At 44.7% G+C, this 20,196-nt stretch carries 13 protein-coding genes; all 13 read left to right on the plus strand.

Translation table 11 applies throughout. The features are described from left to right. Window positions 1-44: 44 nt before the first annotated feature. Window positions 45-1,136 carry a glycoside hydrolase 5 family protein gene (locus tag N2K84_RS17345; protein WP_282593099.1) on the plus strand — a complete coding sequence of 364 codons (1,092 nt, stop codon included), beginning with the start codon at window positions 45-47 and terminating at the stop codon, window positions 1,134-1,136. Between the two features lie 98 nt (window positions 1,137-1,234). Next, window positions 1,235-2,344 carry a glycoside hydrolase family 43 protein gene (locus N2K84_RS17350; RefSeq protein ID WP_282593100.1) on the plus strand — a complete coding sequence of 370 codons (1,110 nt, stop codon included), beginning with the start codon at window positions 1,235-1,237 and terminating at the stop codon, window positions 2,342-2,344. A gap of 26 nt (window positions 2,345-2,370) precedes the next feature. Further along, window positions 2,371-3,519, plus strand: coding sequence for an aldose epimerase family protein (locus tag N2K84_RS17355; RefSeq protein ID WP_282593101.1), 1,149 nt, complete (start codon window positions 2,371-2,373; stop codon window positions 3,517-3,519). Between the two features lie 187 nt (window positions 3,520-3,706). After that, window positions 3,707-4,294 (plus strand): RNA polymerase sigma-70 factor, encoded by a 588-nt coding sequence (locus tag N2K84_RS17360; protein ID WP_282593102.1) that lies wholly within the window; start codon window positions 3,707-3,709, stop codon window positions 4,292-4,294. Between the two features lie 158 nt (window positions 4,295-4,452). Continuing rightward, on the plus strand, window positions 4,453-5,448 hold the full coding sequence (locus N2K84_RS17365; protein ID WP_282593103.1) for a FecR family protein: 996 nt from the start codon (window positions 4,453-4,455) through the stop codon (window positions 5,446-5,448). Window positions 5,449-5,637: 189 nt separating this feature from the next. After that, on the plus strand, window positions 5,638-8,961 hold the full coding sequence (locus tag N2K84_RS17370) for a TonB-dependent receptor (protein WP_282593104.1): 3,324 nt from the start codon (window positions 5,638-5,640) through the stop codon (window positions 8,959-8,961). 18 nt (window positions 8,962-8,979) lie between these two features. Continuing rightward, window positions 8,980-10,446, plus strand: a complete 1,467-nt coding sequence (locus N2K84_RS17375) for a RagB/SusD family nutrient uptake outer membrane protein (RefSeq protein ID WP_282593105.1) — start codon at window positions 8,980-8,982, stop codon at window positions 10,444-10,446. Window positions 10,447-10,694: 248 nt separating this feature from the next. Continuing rightward, window positions 10,695-12,122, plus strand: coding sequence for a sulfatase-like hydrolase/transferase (locus N2K84_RS17380; RefSeq protein WP_282593106.1), 1,428 nt, complete (start codon window positions 10,695-10,697; stop codon window positions 12,120-12,122). A 273-nt stretch (window positions 12,123-12,395) separates the two neighbouring features. Continuing rightward, window positions 12,396-13,949 (plus strand): sulfatase, encoded by a 1,554-nt coding sequence (locus tag N2K84_RS17385; protein WP_282593107.1) that lies wholly within the window; start codon window positions 12,396-12,398, stop codon window positions 13,947-13,949. A 62-nt stretch (window positions 13,950-14,011) separates the two neighbouring features. Beyond that, window positions 14,012-15,385: a sulfatase family protein gene (locus tag N2K84_RS17390; RefSeq protein ID WP_282593108.1), complete on the plus strand. Its 1,374-nt coding sequence runs from the start codon at window positions 14,012-14,014 to the stop codon at window positions 15,383-15,385. 38 nt (window positions 15,386-15,423) lie between these two features. Beyond that, window positions 15,424-16,809 carry a sulfatase family protein gene (locus tag N2K84_RS17395; RefSeq protein ID WP_282593109.1) on the plus strand — a complete coding sequence of 462 codons (1,386 nt, stop codon included), beginning with the start codon at window positions 15,424-15,426 and terminating at the stop codon, window positions 16,807-16,809. A gap of 41 nt (window positions 16,810-16,850) precedes the next feature. Further along, window positions 16,851-18,467, plus strand: a complete 1,617-nt coding sequence (locus tag N2K84_RS17400) for an arylsulfatase (protein WP_282593110.1) — start codon at window positions 16,851-16,853, stop codon at window positions 18,465-18,467. A gap of 158 nt (window positions 18,468-18,625) precedes the next feature. Continuing rightward, the coding region (locus N2K84_RS17405; RefSeq protein WP_282593111.1) for a DUF5127 domain-containing protein at window positions 18,626-20,196 on the plus strand (1,571 nt) is incomplete at its 3' end.

Below are 20,196 nucleotides of genomic sequence, written 5' to 3' on the forward strand. Positions count from 1 at the left end.
CATTGAACTTGTAATGGTATTGTAAACACTAAATTAATGCTGACATGAAAAAATGTATTCTTTTATGCCTGGTGGCGAGTGTAATGATGCTTTACGCCTGCCAAACGCAATCAACCCGGCAAGAGGCATCAACAGAGCCTGCAGTAAAAATCTGGACAAAAGAGCAGGCCAAGGCTTGGGTTGATGAGCATGGATGGCTTCGCGGCGCCAACTTCAACCCCAGTACTGCAATCAACCAGTTGGAAACCTGGCAGGCCGAGTCTTTCGATCCGGAAACGATTGACCGGGAACTGGGCTGGGCCGAAGAGATTGGGCTGAATTGTATGCGTGTTTATTTGCACCATGTGGCTTGGGAAGTGGACAAAGAAGGTTTTAAAAATCGGATGAAACAATACCTGGATATTGCCGACAGTCACGGAATCAAAACTATTTTCGTGTTTTTCGATGACTGCTGGAATCCCACGTATAAAGCTGGTAAGCAGCCTGATCCGAAACCTGGAGTTCATAATTCCGGTTGGGTGCGGGATCCGGGCGAACTGATTTTCCTGGATGAAAATTTAATGCCACTCCTCGAAGAATATGTAAAAGATGTGCTCACTACATTCAAAGACGACAAGCGCATTGCCATCTGGGACTTATACAACGAACCGGGAAATAATAATTTGAAGAACAGTTCTATGCCGCTGCTTCGTAACGTTTTCCGGTGGGGGTGGGAAGTTCGCCCCTCTCAACCATTATCGGCTGGCGTTTGGAATTTGAGTTTGTCTGACCTGAATAAGTTCCAGGTAGAAAATTCAGACATCATCACCTACCACAATTATAAAGGACCGGAAGAGCACCAGGCAGCTATTGATACACTGAAATTGATTGGCCGCCCGCTGGTTTGCACCGAATATATGGCCCGCCGAAACAACAGCTTGTTCCAGAATATCATGCCCATCCTGAAACAGGAAAACATCGGAGCGATCAACTGGGGGCTTGTCGATGGAAAATCGAATACCAAATATGCCTGGAGTGAGCCAATTCCGGATGGATCGGAACCACCACTGTGGTTTCACGAAATTTTCAGAAAAGATGGCACTCCCTACAAACAGGAAGAAGTGGACCTGATCAAGAGTCTGACGGGGGCCCAATAAGTATGTATCTTTCATTTTTGATAAAATCGATTGAAATGCTTCAATCCCGTCAAATCGGGGGTTGGAGTATTTCAGTTTTAGCCTTTAAATAGAAAATCATGAAATTGAGTTCTTTACTTTTTTTTATTATTGCACAAATCTTGTTGTTTACGGCTTGTCAACCTAAAAACACTGCTTTTAAATCCGAAAACCCTTTGCCGGTTGAATTTGGCGATCCTTACATCCTGAAAGCCTCCGATGGTATCTATTACATGATTGGCACCGGCGGGGTAGAGGATGGTTTTAAAATGTATTCGTCAGTTGATTTGAAAGATTGGAAAGACGAAGGGCGCATTTATCAGGGAAATACCGACAGCTCGTGGGGAATTGCCAACTTCTGGGCGCCCGAAATGTATGAGATTGACGGAAAGTATTACTTGCTTTTCAGTGCCGACTGGCGCGAAAATCCAACCAATGAGCTGGAAAATTTCCGTATCGGGGTAGCTGTTTCTGATAAGCCCACCGGCCCCTATGCCGATTTGTACAACCGCCCGATTTTTGATCCGGGTTATCCGGTTATCGATGGCAACCTGCTCTTCGAAAATGAGAAAGTGTATCTCTACTATTCCCGATGCTGTTATAAAAATCCGGTTGAAAGCGAAGTGGCCGACTGGGCCCGCCAGCAGGGAATGTTTGATGAAATTGAAGAAAGCTGGGTGTACGGCGTAGAGATGGAACCTGACTTTTCGGGAGTCATTGGAGAGCCTGAATTATTGCTTCACCCACCGGTAAGCATGAACGATAAACAAGCTGAATGGGAAAGCCGGTCGGTTACTTCGGGCGAAGTGAACAGGCGATGGACTGAAGGTTCCTACATTTTCAAAAAGAAGGATACCTATTACATGATGTATTCGGCAAACTTCTTTGGCGGGAAAAACTATGCGGTTGGTTATGCTACCTCAAAATCGCCGCTCGGGCCGTTTGAAAAAGCTGCCAATAATCCGGTATTGGAAAAAAATGTAGAAAAAGGTGGAATTGTTACAGGAACGGGGCATAATATGGTAACAACAGCGCCCAACGGAAAAGACATATTGTGTGTGTATCACGGAAGGACTGAAAAAACAGGTGAAAACCGCGTCGTGTTCATCGACCGCATGGAAGTGCTGGATGACGGGACGTTGGTGGTACACGGACCAACAACTAAGTATGACTCAGAAAAAAGCGAGTAAGCATTTTATAAACAAACAAAATTAAGATGAAGCTGACAAATCTATTCATGATTTTACTGGTGGCTGGCTTGATGAATTCGGGTTGCAGCCCCAAAAAAACGGAAACAAAATCGTGCATTAACCTGAAAGCAGAGGACTTTCAGCAAGCCATTGACGGCAAACAAACCAACCTGTATTTTCTGAAAAATGGAGATATATCGGCAGCGATTACCAATTATGGCGGGCGTATCGTCAGCCTTTGCGTTCCCGGCCGCAACGGGGAATTGGCTGATGTTGTTCTGGGATTCAGTAGTATCAACGGTTATCTCAACGCAAAAGAAACATTTCATGGCGCACTGATTGGCCGGGTTGGAAATCGCATTGCAAAAGGTAAATTCGTGTTGAATGATGAAGAATATAATCTTCCGTTAAACAATGGTGTCAATCATTTACATGGTGGCCCGGGCGGATTTCACAATGTGGTATGGGACGTTAAAGCAGTGACCGATACGTCTATTGTACTGAGTTATTTGTCGCCGGATGGTGAGATGGGATATCCTGGAAATCTGGCCGTTGAGGTGGTTTATACCTTAACGTCGAACAACGAAGTGAAAATGGATTATTTGGCCACCACCGATAAGAGCACCCCCGTAAACCTGACTAATCATGCCTTTTTCAACCTGGCGGGCGAAGCAAACGGCACCATCAACGATCATGTGCTAACAATCAATGCCGATTATTACACGCCTGTTGACTCCACCTTGATCCCTTTTGGCGAAAATGAACCTGTTGCCGGAACACCTTTCGATTTCAGGCAGGCAAAACCAATCGGGCAGGATTTGAATTTACAGGAAGAAAACGAGCAGTTGACGAATGGGTTGGGTTACGATCACAACTTTGCCTTGAACAAGGAAGTTGGAAAGAAAATGACTTTGGCGGCAACCGTGGTTGAGCCGGTTAGTGGACGGAAGATGGAAGTTTTCACCGAAGAGCCTGCCCTGCAATTTTACGGAGGAAACTTTATGGATGGCGCGGATACCGGTAAATACGGGAAAACCTTTAATTTCCGTGAGTCGTTTGCCTTGGAAACCCAGCACTTCCCGGATTCGCCCAATCAGGCCAACTTCCCGTCTATTATTTTGAATCCCGGAGAGAAATACGAAACTTCTTCCACATACAAATTCAGTATTCAATAAAGTCTTTTTGCAGTTGAATGATATGATTTAAACATATAAGGGGCTGATTCTTTTGCGGCCCCTTATGATATTTTCTGGTGTAAATTTTTACAATTGAAAAGTAAGCGATTTAACGAATTCAGTCTGTGTAAAGTTTTGATATAATCTTCGGTTCCCTTATTTTGGTAGATCAAACCCGGATTTTTGCATGAATAAAAGCAGTCAGTGTTTTGACAGTATGGAAAAAAGACAGTATCGCTCTTTTGAGGAGTTGTTTCGGCTGTACTTTCCCCGCATGCAACGTTATGCCTGTTATCTGCTTCGCGACTCGGATGAGGCTGATGATCTGGTACAGGATGTCTTCCTTCAGTTATGGCGGGATCAGGATTTGTTGGACCGGGACAAGAATGTATCTTCCTACCTGTTTACCATACTTCGCAACAGGTGTCTCAATGTGTTGAAAAAGAGGATTGTCGAAGATCGGTACCGTTTGCATGAAACCAGTGTGCGTGCCGACGAACTGTATCATACAAGCTTCGAAAAGGAGGGCGAGTTTATCTCCTTCGATGAATTGCTCTATCAGGAAGTTTTAGGACTGATTAGTGAAATGCCAGAAAAATGCGGAATTGCCTTTCGCTTAAAATGGATCGAGGGAAAGAAAATCCGGGAGATTGCCGAGATCATGGATATTTCCGTTTCGATGGTGGATAAGCATTTATCCAGGGGACTTACATTGGCGAAGAGAAAACTGGATCCCGCACTATTCTTACTTCTGGTGATTCCATCGGTACAGTGAGCATTCATCTTTCAGCTTCTTTTTTTACCTTCCAGGCTGTTTTAAGCAGAAGTTTTAGCAAGGCCTTGTATCCTTCATTCGAAAACAGAAAAAAATATCAATAATCAGGTTGGTAAAAGTTCTGCGTTCTTGTATTACTTATGAATATGGATAGCAAAATGAAGAACAAACCAACATATTACGACTGGACTTTCAAGTTTTTGGAAGGGAAACTGACGGAAGCTGAAGAAATTGAGCTGTGGAGCAAGATAAATGGTGGTGAATATCCAAAAGAACAGTTTTTGAAAGATCAGCAGGACCTGAAGAAGAAAATCATTGCTTCTGAAAACCCGTTGGTTGATAAAAATTGGCGTGGGGTGACAAAAAAAATGGAAGCTGGTCGAAAGACTGGTCGAGCCATTGATCAACAATACTTTGGGCGCAAAAACATACTGGCTATTGCAGCGGCCTTTGTTTTCGGGATAATTATTGCAAGTGCATTCTACTTTATCGGGAACCCTGATTTTTCAAAACAGGTACAGCAACAGGAAGTTTATATCCCTTACGGAGCTAAAACCAGAATTACGTTGCCCGATGGTTCCGCTGTTTGGCTGAACTCCGGATCGAAACTCTCTTATCCTTCTGTTTTTAACGGCGAACGTTCGGTACATCTCGAAGGGGAAGCCTATTTTGATGTGGTCAAAAGTAAGGTCCCGTTTCAGGTTGCTACGCATTTTGGTCAGGTTGAGGTGTTGGGTACTTCCTTCAATGTAAAATCATTCTCAAACGAAGAGTTTCAGGCAACTCTGGTGGAAGGCTCTGTGCGGTTGAGCGGCTTTGGCGGGAAGGGTGTATTGCTGAATCCGGGAGAACTGGCAAGCTTTACCGAGAATTCCAGCCTGGTGGTTACCCCGGTAGATACCAATCTTTTTACCTCGTGGAAGGACGGTAAACTGATTTTTTACCGCGAACCGTTTTCGAAAGTGGCGGTGCGGTTGGAACGTTGGTACAACGTGGATATTGAGATTGAAGATGAGGAGTTAAACAATCTTTGGTTTACCGGAACGATTGAAATGGAAACATTTACAGAATTTATGGAGCTGATTGTCAGAACGTATCCGATACATTATACTTATGACCAGAATACCAGGATTTTAAAAATAGAAAAGAAATAAAATAAAATCGAAAAAGTATGTAAACGAAATCTGAGATCAATTCTTTAAAGAGAAAAGATGGAAAGTAGCAGTTTCCACCTTTTCTGAAAGAGTTTAAAAAAAGTTATTCATTAAACCAATTTCAAAACTATGAAAAAAAAGCGATGTAATGATGGCTTTATGCCACTGTATTACCAAATTTTTAGAAAAATGAAACTAACTATTCTTCTTCTATGTGTTACATTTTTAAGTAGTTTGGCATCACAGAGCTATTCTCAATCAACCAAACTTACTGTGGTTGTAAATAATGCCACGGTCGAAAATGTACTAAGGGACATTGAAAACCAAAGTGAATACCGGTTTTTATACAATGGAAAAATTGACGTGGACACCCGCGTATCCGTTAATTTCGTCAATAAGAATATTTTCGAAATTCTGGATAATGTGTTTGAGGAAAGTCCGATAACCTATGAAGTAATTGGACGGCAAATTGTTCTTTCTGAAGGGGAGAACACTCTTAATTCGCAGCAAGTAAAAACGATAACTGGTGTTGTGACCGGTGTAAACGGAGACCCAATACCCGGTGTCAGTGTTGTTGTTAAGGGTACAACTCAAGGGACAATTACCGACATTGAAGGAAAATTTTCTCTGAAGAATGTAAATGCAGATCAGGTGTTATTGTTTTCGTTTGTCGGCATGGAGAGTACCGAAATCCTGATCGGCAGTGAGTCATCTTTTAATGTTGTGCTTGAAGAAAGTACCGTTGGGATAGAAGAGGTGGTCGCTATCGGTTATGGAACGGTTAAGAAAAGTGATCTGACGGGTTCGGTTTCTTCTCTTCGAAAAGATGATTTGAATAAAGGAGTTACCCAAACAGTTGCCGGTCTTTTGCAGGGAAAAGCAGCCGGTGTTCAAATCACACAGGCCAGTAATGAGCCTGGTGGTGGTACAACGGTGCAAATTCGCGGGGCCGGTTCGGTTAACGCTGGTGCAGGCCCTCTCTATGTTATTGACGGCTTACCCATTGAAAACAGCCAGGTTATCGACGGGAATGGAACTACGATTCCTGGAGTACGGGTACCCCGAAGTCCGATGGCGAACATAAATCCTGCTGACATTGAGTCCATCGAAATATTAAAAGATGCGTCGGCAACTGCGATTTACGGGGCCAGGGGAGCTAACGGTGTTATTCTGGTAACCACAAAAAAAGGTTCTTCCGGAGCATTGAGAATCAATTATAGCGGATATACCGGTTTGCAGACTCCTAAGGACATGATTGAAGTCCTCAAGGCAGATGACTATATGAGAATACTGAATGAGATTTTGGATACACCGGGGTCAAATGTTTCCGAAGCTGAACGGGTGACTGAGATACAGAACGGTGGAACTGACTGGCAGGATGAACTATTGCGCAATGCAATCATTCATAGTCACAGTTTGTCGTTTACCGGTGGAAATGATAAAACGAAGTATTTCGCGTCATTAAATTATTTTAATCAGGATGGGGTGTTAATAACCTCCGGATATGAACGTTACGATTCACGATTTAACCTGGAACACAAAAGCGATAATATGACTGTTGGCATAAACTTCTCGACATCATATACGCACGACAATGTTGTTCCGGTTGGTTTTAGTACCAACGAGGAAGGAAGTTCATTATATGCAGCGAGGGGCTATGATCCTTCTCTAAGTATTTTTGATGAAGATGGAAATTATCAGGTTGTTTCCTGGATGAATCTTGACAATCCGCTTGCCCTTGTTTACGGAAAAACCAGTGAAACTGATAATTACAGAACGCTTGGGACCATATTTGGTGAATATACTCTTCTGAAAGGCTGGACCGCGAAGTTGAATATTGGTTTTGATAGCAGAAACAGCCGCAGAGATACCTATGTTTCCCGACTAACCAAGGATGGTAGGGCGAATTCAGGAATCGGGACCGTATTGACTGGTACCCGAAACAACTACCTGGGGGAATTTACGACTACATACCATCGCGACCTTGAGAATAAAAGCAGTTTTACTGTCATGGGCGGTATTACCTACCAGAAATTCATCAATATCAATTTCTCGGGCACAGGGAAGGGCTTCCCGGTTGATGAATCAAAAACCGATAACATGTCACTGGCTAATGCATCGTTGTACACCATGGACAGCTCGAAGAATAACAACAAGCTTCTATCTTATATCGGACGTGCCAATTATAATTTGTTTGATAAGTTCCTCTTTACAGCTACTTTAAGGGTGGACGGGTCATCGCGTTTCGGTGAGAATAGCAAATATGGTTATTTCCCATCGGGGGCGTTCGCGTGGAAAATGCATGAACATGATTTTATCAAAAACCTGAATATTTTCAACTCATTGAAATTCCGGGCGAGTGTCGGTCGGACTGGTAATCAGAATATTGGTAATTTCCTGTCAATTACCACCTTTAATCAGGGCGCGAATGTTATTCTTGGTGGCGAACAATATGTTACACTCGCTCCGACACGAATCGCCAATCCTGATTTGAAATGGGAGACGACTGAGCAAATCAATATTGGGTTCGACATGGGATTCCTGGAAAACAGGATAATGGTTTCTACAGATTATTTCCAAAAGAATACGTTTGATATGCTGTTTGCCCTGCCAATACCAGCATCTACAGGTTATACATCCATCATGTCAAATATTGGAAATATCAAAAACAGTGGATTTGAATTTACAATTGATTCAAGGAACCTGACCGGGAAATTCAAATGGAACACCAACCTCAATTTCAGTACATTGAAAAACAGAGTGACTGACACGGGAGATATTACTGAAATCATTCACACAGGAGCTGGCCAGTCAACTTCTCAAATTGCCATCATCAGAAAGGGAGAAACACTTGACTCATTTTACGGGTATAAAACCGATGGAATATGGCAATCCCAGGAAGAGATAACAGCGTCCGGGACAAAAGACCCGGTTAAACCTGGCGATGTGAAGTTTGTGGACCAAAATGGTGATGATGTTGTTAATACCAACGACCGTGTTATTCTTGGAAAATCATTCCCCTCATTTACAATGGGTATGACAAACGTGTTTGAATACAAAAATTTCCAATTGAACGTCTTTATCGATGCCGCTACCGGAGTTGACATGTTAAACAACTCAAAGGTTGAAACCTACTATCCGGTTAGTCACCGAAGAAACCGGATGGCCGAACCTTATCTAAACAGGTGGACGGAAACAAATCCGTCTAATAAATGGCCATCCTTTGTTAATCCGGCCGGGCAGGGGAACAAAGCAGTTAGCGATCTTACCGTGGAGGATGCTTCCTACATCAGACTTCAAACTGCACAGTTATCCTATCAGGTGCCTCTGAAAAGCAAACGTATTTTTGATCGGGTTAGTGTATATGTCAGTGGGCAAAATCTCTATACCATTACTAATTATACCGGACAAGATCCGACGACAAACTCGAACGGAAACAGTAGTTTGAAGATTGATTTTAATTCATACCCGGTGTATCGGACATATACTTTCGGTGTAGAATTAGGTTTTTAATTTTAATCTGTTATAATTATGAAATTGAGATATTATTTTTCAACCGTTTTACTGGTCGTATCCATGATATTCACCAGTTGTGAAGAACAATTGAAAGAGGACGTATTTTCCCAGCTCGATCCCAGCGCACTTTTTAATTCAGCGAACGGAATAGAGCGTGTTCTCTTTGGAGCATACCGAGATGCCCAGATCACTGATAACTTTGGCGGGAATATTTGGTTCCAGGAAGAATGGACCTGCGACCATTTTTGGGAAACCGGCGGCGCGGTAAACCTCCAGGCAACGGTTATGTTGGCTTACACTTGGGATGCATCGTATCCTACTCACTGGACCGGTTTGTGGAACAACTGTTACTATTCGGTCCGTAATTGTAATCTTGTATTAGAAAACATAGACCAGTCGCCCATAGATGATGCAACAAAAGAAAGGTTGGCGGCTGAGGCCAGATTTGTCAGGGCTTCTGCCTATTATATTCTTTATACCATGTGGGGCCCAGTTCCATTACGCTTAAGCACTACAGGTGATCTTGCCTTGGCCCGTGCTACCGACGCCGAAATGCAAACATTTTTCGAAAAGGAATTCACGGATGTATCAATGGTACTTCCAGCCAGAGATACGCCAGGTTATCAATACGGCCGTGCCACAAGGGGAGCTGCCTTAGGTTACTTGACAAAATTCTACCTGAACACTAAGCAATGGCAAAAATGCGCCGACGCAGCCAAAAAGCTTATGGACCTGAATGAGTATGAATTATGGGCCGATTACACAACTTTATTCACGGTCGATAACGAAACCAAGCAAAAGGAATTTGTTTGGGTTTATCCTTGTAGCACGCAGGGGCCCGGAAACGAATTTATGAATGGGGCATTCCCTCCTCAGTTCAAAAGCACAGTTGATGGATCTATTGTTTTTAAAGAAAATATGCGGAATTGGGCTAGGATGGACCGGGTATTGGACTCATTCTATAATTCGTTTGATCCGGCTGATGAACGCAGAAAGTTGATTATCACTGAATATATCAATACAGCGGGCAAAACAGTTTCATTGCTGAATAATAATAATACACGTTCTTTCAAATATATTCCTGATCCGAATGCTGTAGGTAACAGCCACGGGAACGACATTGCCGTTATCCGTTATGCTGATATCCTACTGTCGCGTGCCGAAGCGCTGAATGAATTGAACGGACCAACCAAGGAAGTGCTGGACCTGATTCAGGAAGTTCGTGATCGCGCTGGCTTGACAACTCCGTTGGTACTTGCAGATTATACCAAAGAAACATTGCGTGACCGGATTCTGGAGGAAAGAGGCTGGGAATTATATGGTGAAAAAATGCGCAGACAGGATTTGCTCCGTCACGGCAAATTCATTAGTTCTGCAAAAGCCAGAGGAATCACCATTGCCGATGATCATCATAAGCTGTTCCCCATTCCGCAAACCGAGATCAATGCCAACCCGTTATGCGAACAAAACCCGGGGTATTAATTTCCCTTTAAATTAAGCAGAAGCCATCCGGATACAGTTTTTGCTGTTCCCGGATGGCTTATCTGCCTGTTAGTGACACCATAGGATGGAGACATTGATACGGGACGTGTGTTGCCATTTGAACACCAGGGCGTACCGGTTACCGGGAAAGGAAACGGGAAAATGGTGTCAGGAAAGCGTAACTCGATGACACATTCTAATTTTGTTGAAGATCTCTAGTTTGAACGATATTCCCTAAAAATTTTAATATGCAGATTTTGAATAAACTAGCATTGTTTGTTGTCCTTGTTTTAACCGGTCTGTATTCTTATGCCCAGGATAAGGTCAATATTTTGTTGATTTTTATTGATGACATGGGCTATGGAGATTTGGGGTGTTATGGGAACAAAGAAGTTCATACGCCTAACATTGATCGTTTGGCACAAGAAGGGATTCGCTTTAGTCAGTTTTATGTGAATTCGCCCATTTGCTCTCCCTCACGTGTGGCCATTACAACCGGTCACTATCCTTCCCGCTGGGGAGTAACCTCTTATATTAGCGGCAGAACTGACAATAAGGAGCGGGGCATGAACCATTGTCTGAACCCCTTGGCGCCTTCGGTGGCCCGAAATTTGAAAGCGGCCGGTTATTATACGGCTCACATTGGTAAATGGCATATGGGAGGAGGACGCGATGTGGCCGATGTTCCCATGATCACCGAATATGGGTTTGATGAATCGGTCACCCAGTTCGAAGGCTTGGGCGAACGTTACCTGGCAACTTACGAAACCCTTAATTTGCAAGACAGCACCCGCGGGCTTGAGAAACAGTCGGCAGCGCTTGGCAAAGGAGAAGTCCATTGGGCCAAACGGGAAAATTTTACCGAAATTTTTGTTGATCGGACCATGGAGGCCATCAAGCATTCCAAGGCTGCAGGAAAACCTTTTTACATCAATCTCTGGCCCGATGATATTCACACGCCGCTGGAGCCACCGGCAGCTTTGCGGGGCGACCTTAGTACCAAAGCTCGGTTCCTTGGGGTGATGCAGGAAATGGATCGACAAATGGGCCGATTGTTTGAATTTCTTAGGAATGATCCGGACTTGTATAAAAACACCCTCGTTGTTTTTACCAGTGACAACGGGCCTGATATGGCAGTCAACAATGCAGCGCCCCTGCGCGGGTTTAAAACATTTTTGTACGATGGCGGAATTCGCGAGCCTTTCATCGTTTGGTGGCCAGCTGAAATTGATCAGAATGAAGCGGGAACCATCAATGAAAAGACGGTGCTTGCAGCCATCGACTTGCCACTTACATTTATGGAATTGGCTGGGGCCAATCCCGACCCGGATGTTGAATACGACGGGCAAAGTATGCTGAAAGTTCTAAAAGGAGAGCAGGAAATTCTTCGAGACAAACCGCTGTTCTGGATCCGTCCACCCGATCGGCCGGGCTACAATGGAGAGAATAATCCGGATTTGGCTATTCGGTCGGGTGACTACAAACTGCTGATGGATGTTGATGGAACGAATGTCCAGCTTTATAACTTAATGCAGGATGTTGGAGAATCAAAAAATCTGGCTGAAAAAATGCCGGAGATCACTGGAAAATTAAAAAAGCAGTTGACAGCTTGGTACAAGCATTATCCGCACGATGTGGATAAAACCAAATATGAGACACATTCAGAAAATAGATAGTCAAAGTGCTGTTTGCCTGTTATTTGTGGAGTGGGGGACTGGTGCTTGGCACAGGGTTGTGGTGGAAGTGTTCATTTAAAGGGTGGGCGTTTAGTCAGAAAGTTTTACAACATTTCGAAAAATTCGGATGAGCAAAATAAGCCCACTTGCGGTAATAACCAAGAAGGAGTGTATTAACGAATTGCGTGATGAGCCCCTTTAAAGCCCTTTGACTAAATCAACCATTTCCAAATTGAAAATTGGGATTGAATAAAATCCATAAAATATAAAAATATGAATTCGTTGAAAAATTTATCTTTTAAAAGCAAAACGCCATTTGGTGCAGCAATTTTGCTTTGTAGCTTGAGTGTTGGGCACGGCCAGCAGGCCATGTCTCAATCAAATGAAAATCGCAAAAATGTGGTTCTGTTTTTGGTTGACGATTTAAAACCTAATTTAGGTTGTTATGGCGATCCGGTTGCCGTGAGCCCCAATATCGACAAACTCGCAAGCAGAGGGGTACGTTTTAATAAAGCCTTTTGCAACCAGGCCGTGTGTATGGCATCACGCTACAACATCATGCTGGGGGCCCGGTCAACAAGCACCGGACTTTACAATTTTGGCACCGAGTTCCGCGATGCCTATCCGGATGCGGTCACCCTGCCTCAATATTTCATGAATGCCGGATATCATGCCGAATCGATGGGGAAAGTTTTTCATATCGGACACGGCAATACCAACGATGAAGCATCGTGGAGCATCCCTCACCACAAGGAAAAAGTCATTGAATATTTGGTTCCCGAAAGTACCAACAGGGAGCTTACCCGCGAGGAAGCTTACTTTGAGAATACTCCCATGTATTTTGAGGATTTTCCGCCGAATTGGAAGTTACCGCGGGGTGCAGCCTGGGAGTCGCCCGATGTGGTGGATGATGCTTATGCCGATGGACGCGTGGCCAGGCATGCCATTGATCGCCTGCGTGAGTTGAAGAAAAAACCGGAACAACCGTTTTTCATGGCCGTTGGATTCGCTCGTCCGCACTTACCTTTCAGTGCACCAAAAAAATACTGGGACATGTATAACCCGGAAGAGTTGCCAATGCCCGAGTATGAGAAAGATCCCGAAGGAGCGCCCCGGTACGCAACAAAAAGAGGAGGCGAAATTAATCAGTTCAAGCCAATCCCCGCAGACCAGTATGTTTATGCTGATTCATTAACCCGAAAGTTGATCCATGGTTATTATGCCTCGATGAGCTACATGGATGCTCAGCTTGGCCGGGTGATGGATGAACTGGAACGTTTGAACATGCTTGAGAATACGATTATCGTTCTTTGGGGCGATCACGGCTGGCACCTGGGCGATCATGGCTATTGGACCAAGCATACCAACTACGAACAGGCTAATATCATTCCGATGATCATGGTGGCACCGGGTGTTGCCAAACCAAATACCTCAACCGATCAGCTCGCCGAAACCGTTGATATTTATCCAACCCTGGCTGAGTTGGCCGGATTGGAGAAACCTCAGGGGCCACAGCCTATTGATGGCGTTAGTATGGTTCCTGTCCTGAAAAATACAGATGCAAGTATCCGCGACCATGCCTATCATGCCTTTCCCAAAGACGGACATCTGGGCCGCGCCATCCGAACTGATCGTTACCGCCTGGTTGAATGGACCAGCCTCAATAATCCGGATGCAGAAAAGGGGTATGAATTGTACGATTATTTGAATGATCCGCTAGAGACAAAGAACATTTATGACGAGAATAAAAAGGTTGCCGATGAATTAAAAGCGATACTGGCAACACATCCCGAAGCTAAAAGACAATATCGAAAAGGCAATAGATAACGGGAATCAGTTTGATTACTCGTGTTTTGGAGGTTAAGGTTAATGGATTTAACAGATCGAAAATGAATAAATTAGTTTATGCTGCTTCATTAACGGTTTTTTGCGCTCACAATATTAATTCGCTGGCACAGGAAAAACCGAACATTGTCATTTATCTGGCCGATGATCAGGGGCAGGCTGACGGAACGGTTTATGGGGCAAAGGTCTTACAAACTCCCACTGCGGAAAAACTTGCCAGGGAAGGGCTAACATTTAACAATGCCTTTGTCGCTTCACCTGCCTGTGCCCCGAGCCGGGCGGCGCTGCTGACCGGGCTAATGCCGTCACGAAATGGCGCTGAAGCAAATCATGCCTATCCGAAACCGGGCATACCGGTTTTAACCGTCAAACTCCGGGAAGCCGGATATAAAGTATTGGGATTTGGTAAGGTAGCTCACGAGAAGATGAATTACGAATGCGGATTCGATTTCTATTCTGAACCCAAAGTAAAATTGTATGATCACGTTTCAGAATATTTCGCAAACAACACCACCGACCAGCCGGTTTGCCTGCTGGTTGGCGACCGCCGTCCGCATGTGCCCTGGACAACGAAGAATATTTATAATCCGGATGAGCTTGAACTTCCGCCCTATTTTATCGATACAAAAGAAACCCGCGAACACTGGGGACAATATTATTCCGATATAACCGGTTTCGATGCTGAAATGGGTAAAGTATATGCACTGGCTCAGGAAAAATTTGGCGACAATTTTATTTTCATTTATTCTGCCGATCATGGCGGGCAGTGGCCCTTTGGTAAGTGGAACCTGTATGACGCCGGGATAAAAGTGCCATTAATCGTTGTCTGGCCCGGTCGCGTTAAACCGGGTACACGTACCGATGCAATGGTTAGTTGGATCGATATCTTACCAACTTTGCTTGAAATTGCCGGGACAAAAGTCTCTGGCGATTTGGATGGCCAATCGTTTAAAAAAGTGTTGGAAGGCAAAACCGATAAGTTTCGCGAACATATTTTCACCACCCACAGTGGCGATGGAAAAATGAACGTTTATCCCATCCGAAGTGTCCGCGATGATCGGTTCAAGTTCATTCTGAATCTTTATCCGGAGAACTATCATTCCAACCATTCCGACATCTTGAGAAAACCAAGGGCTGGTGCTTATTGGGATTCGTGGGATGAAGCAGCCAGGACCGATCCGGCAGCAGCTGCCATTATTCAGAAATATTACGTTCGTCCGGCCGAGGAATTTTATGATCTGGAAACTGATCCGACGGAGCAGAAAAATCTGATTGACAGCAATGAACACCAGGAGCAAATTCAGAAAATGCGCCAACTGCTAGAGGAGTGGATGAAGGAACAGGGAGATACCCGGGCGCTTTTTGAAACACCTTACCCAATTTCCGGCCCAACGCCTCATGAACGGGGAATTCGTTAAAAACCAGGAATTAAATTTTCACCTAAACCAATTTCAGAATGAAACAAAAATCAATACTTGCAGCACTGGCCACATGCTCAGCATTGGCATTAAATGCTCAGAATCAGGAAAAGCCAAATCTGGTTTTGTTTTTGGCCGACGATTGCACCTATTTTGACATCGGATGTTACGGAAGTGCGGATTCTCAAACTCCCAACATCGACAAATTTGCAAGCGAGGGCATTCGCTTTACAAACGGTTTTCAGGCTGCTCCCATGTGTTCCCCAACCCGGCATAATCTTTTGACCGGTCTATGGCCTGTGAAAACCGGGGCATATCCCAATCATACGAATGCGATAGAAGGTACGCTGAGCATTGTTCAGCAATTGAAACCGGCTGGTTACCAGGTGGCTTTGGTCGGAAAGTCGCATGTAAATCCAGAGTCGGTTTTTCCTTGGGATTTATATGCTCCCCTTACAAAAAGTAATGATCTGAATTTTGCTGCGATTGATTCTTTTATTGAGGATTGTACGTCGAATGATCAACCATTTTGCTTGGTTGTTACTACCAATCAACCGCACACACCATGGAATAAAGGAAATCCCGACCTTTTCAATCCTGAAAAATTAACGCTTCCTCCGTATTATGTGGATACCAAAGAAACCCGACAGATGTTATGCAAATATTTGGCTGAGATTAACTACATGGATAATGAATTTGGTACTTTGCTGAAGAAGCTGGATCAATATAAAATAGCGGATAAGTCGGTTGTTGTGTACCTGAGTGAACAGGGAAACAGCCTCCCGTTTGCCAAATGGACCTGCTACGATGCTGGCGTGCATTCAGCTTACATGGTTCGCTGGCCGGGCGTAATTAAACCGGGAACAGAATCCGATGCGATTGTGGAGTATGTAGATATTGTACCAACTTTCCTGGACATTGCCGGTGTTGCCCCTTCAGGACCTCTTGACGGAAAAAGTATTGTGCCGGTTTTGGAAGGAAAGCAAAAGGAGAATAAGCAATACACGTTTTCCCTGCAGACAACAAGAGGCATCTACAGTGGAAGTGAATATTACGGAATCCGTTCGGTTGCCGATAAAAAGTATCGGTATATCGTCAACCTGACCCCCGAAGCTACTTTTAAAAACACCGAATCGGCCGGTCGCCTGTTTAAAATCTGGCAGGAAAAGGCCAAGACTGACCCAAAAGCGAAGTGGCTGACGGAGCGATACCAGCATCGACCTCCAGTTGAGTTGTATGATGTGGAAAATGATCAATACTGCATGAACAACATCGCAGACAAACCCGAAAGCCAGGAGATCATTAAGCGATTGGATCAAGCGTTGAGGGAGTGGATGGAATATTGTGGTGATCAAGGACAGGAAACAGAAATGGAAGCCCCTGAACATCAACACCGAAATGCGCAGGGCAGGATCGGAGAATAACCGGAAGATATCACGCAACTGAACCTAAACAATACTATACTATGAATAAAATTTCATTATTAACGCTGGCAACAACCTTGACCTTGAGTGTTTCGGCGTCAGAGAAGCCAAATATTATTCTGATCATGTCGGATGATATGGGTTTTTCGGATTTGGGGTGTTACGGTGGTGAAATCCAGACACCCAACTTGGATAAACTGGCAACGAACGGTGTCCGGTTTACTCAATTTTACAATACAGCTCGCTGTTGTCCGACCCGGGCTTCACTGATGACCGGCCTTTATCCGCATCAAACGGGAATTGGTCACATGACCAATGATCCGGAAAATCCAAAGGCGTTTGATATTGGATTACCAGGCTATCGCGGATTTTTAAACCGGAATTGTGTGACCATTGCCGAAGTTTTAAAGGAAGCAGGCTATTCAACTCTGATGACCGGCAAGTGGCATCTAGGCATGCACGAGAAAAACCAGTGGCCTCTTCAGCGGGGATTTGACCAATTTTATGGTATCCTTGCCGGGGCAAGTAATTATTTTGAACCCCGATATCCCAGGGGGATCACTTCCGGGAATGATACTATTTCGGTAAATGATCCGGATTACTATACAACCGACGCTTTTACAGATCATGCCATCAGCTTTATCCGCGATGCAAATTCCAAAAATCCCGAAAAACCATTCTTTCTGTATTTGGCGTACAATGCGCCACACTGGCCTTTGAATGCTCCAACAGAAGATATCGACAAATATCGGGGCCGTTACAAAGATGGTTGGCAGGCAATTCGCGAAGAAAGATACATACGAATGATTGAACTTGGAATCATTGATTCATCGTGGACACTTTCCCCGCAGGATTCCAGGAGTTGGGATTCATTGCCGGAAGAAAAAAGGAAAGAGATGGCGCTTCGCATGGAAATTTATGCTGCCCAGGTTGACCGGATGGACCAAAATATTGGCAGGTTGATTGACTATCTCGAAAAAAATAATTTGATGGATAATACTATTATCGTTTTTATTGACGACAACGGAGCCTGTGCCGAGGGTGGCGAACTGGGCGGTGGTCCGGTCCGCCAACTGGAAACCCGGCAAGGCTACTTTTTGACTTACGGACAAGCCTGGGCTAATGCATCCAATACTCCGTTTAAACGATACAAGCACTGGATACACGAAGGTGGAATCTCTTCGCCAATGATCGTTCACTGGCCGAATGGAATTAAGGAGAACGATCAGGGGAAATTTATTCGTCAATATGGCTTCTTGCCGGATATCATGGCCACTTTCGTTGACTTGGCCGGAACCCAATATCCTGAAAAATATGACGGAAATGATATTCGTCCGCTTGAAGGGAAAAGCTTGGTGCCTTTGTTTAAAGGCTCAGAAAAACCAGTTCATACCGAACCTGTTTTCTGGGAACATGAGGGGAATAAAGCCGTGCGCATGGGAAAATACAAACTGGTAATGGCCTGGAACAATCAAAACCCGGATAAATGGGAATTGTATGACCTGGAAACCGACCGGACCGAAATGAACGATCTGTCTGAACAATTCCCGGATAAAGTTTACGAGATGAAAAGAATGTGGAATGAGTGGGCACAACGTGTGCAGGTGGAGCCCTGGTCAAAAGTACTGGAATTGGAGCGAAAGCAAAATAAGAAATAATAACTGTTTTTATGAGCCTTATAATAAGTTGATTAATTGAAAAGTGAATGGGCCGAGTGAGTAAAATCGGCTGGTTGATTATATTAATAGCAGAAAGATGCATTCAGGAACCTGGGTGGGATTTTTAAGTAAATAACAAACTAAAACATTACCAGAAAATGAGAATTATATCCTTAACGTTGTACATTCTGTTCGCTTTATTAATTGCTTCCTGCCAACCCTCATCGGTTGCTACCAGCAGCTCTGTCACGACTGAGCTCCGTGCCCCGGCCTATCCGTTAATCACCATCGATCCGTACACCAGTGCCTGGTCATCTACTGATCAGCTTTACGGCAGCCCCGTGAAACATTGGACCGGTAAAACCCATTCGCTGATTGGCGCAGTGCGTGTTGACGGCCAGGTTTACCGCTTTCTGGGGAAAGAAGATATCCCGTTAAAAACACTTTTGCCAATGGCCAAAGAAGAAGCATGGGAAGGCCAGTTCACCATGAGCATACCTGCAAAAGGATGGGAAAAGCCTGAATTTAATGCGGCGAAATGGCAGTCGGCCCCTGCGGCTTTTGGAACTCCCGGTATGCAGGCAGTAGGGACCAATTGGGAAACCAAAGAAATTTGGGTGCGTCGCGAGTTTACGCTTACAGAAGTTGCTGCCGGCGCAAAATTGTATCTGATTTATTCGCATGATGACGATTTTGAGCTGTACCTCAACGGAATTGAAATCATCAATACAGGAAACCGTGCGAAAACAAATGTGGTAACAACCTTGGATGCTTCGCTTTTGAATAAAGATGGCAAAAACGTTTTTGCTGCTCATTGTTTGGATCGTGGAGGACTGGCTTACGTTGATTTCGGAATTTACACCGAAAGCGACCAGCCGGAAATTTTTGCTCAAACCGCTTCCCAAACGCGGGTAGGCCTTTCAGCCACTCAAACGCATTACGATTTTACCTGCGGCCCGGTTGATCTGAAAGTTCAGTTCGTTTCTCCCTTGCTGCCAGATGATCTGGATTTACTTTCCCGTCCGGTAAACTATATCAATTACGAAGTGGTTTCAAACGACGGCCAGGCGCACGATGTGCAGGTTTACGTTGAAGCCACCCCCGAGTGGGCCGTTAACGAAGTCAGCCAGGAAGTACAGGTCACCAAAGGCGAAACGGGCAACATCAGCTATGTTAAGGCCGGTACCACCGAACAACCCATTCTGCAAAAGAAGGGCGATAACATCCGCATCGACTGGGGTTATGCCTATCTGGCGGCCAACAAAGGCACAACCAACACGATGGCCATCGGCAACTATTTCGATATGAAATCGGAATTTGCAGGCAGTGGAAAGGTCAGCGGAGTCAGCAGCATGACCACCAAGCCTGTGCGCGAAATGCCGGCGATGGTTTGTGTAGATGACCTGGGCCAGGTTTCGGGCAAACCCGCATCGGGCTATGTGATGATTGCTTACGACGATATCGAGTCGATCCAGTATTTTGGCAACAACCTGAAAGGCTGGTGGACAGCAAACGGCACGAAAACCATCGACGATGCCCTTGAGTCAGCTTCCGTAGAATATGGACAAATCATGTCCCGTTGTGCCGGATTCGACAATCAATTGTGGGAAGAAACCCTGGCAGCGGGTGGTAAAAACTATGCCGACCTGTGCGTGCTGGCCTTCCGCCAGTCGATTGCCGCCCATAAGCTGGTGAAGGACAGCGAAGGCAACATCCTGTTTTTGTCGAA

The organism is Gaoshiqia sediminis, assembly GCF_025907915.1.
Classification (GTDB): Bacteria; Bacteroidota; Bacteroidia; order Bacteroidales; family Prolixibacteraceae; genus Gaoshiqia; species Gaoshiqia sediminis.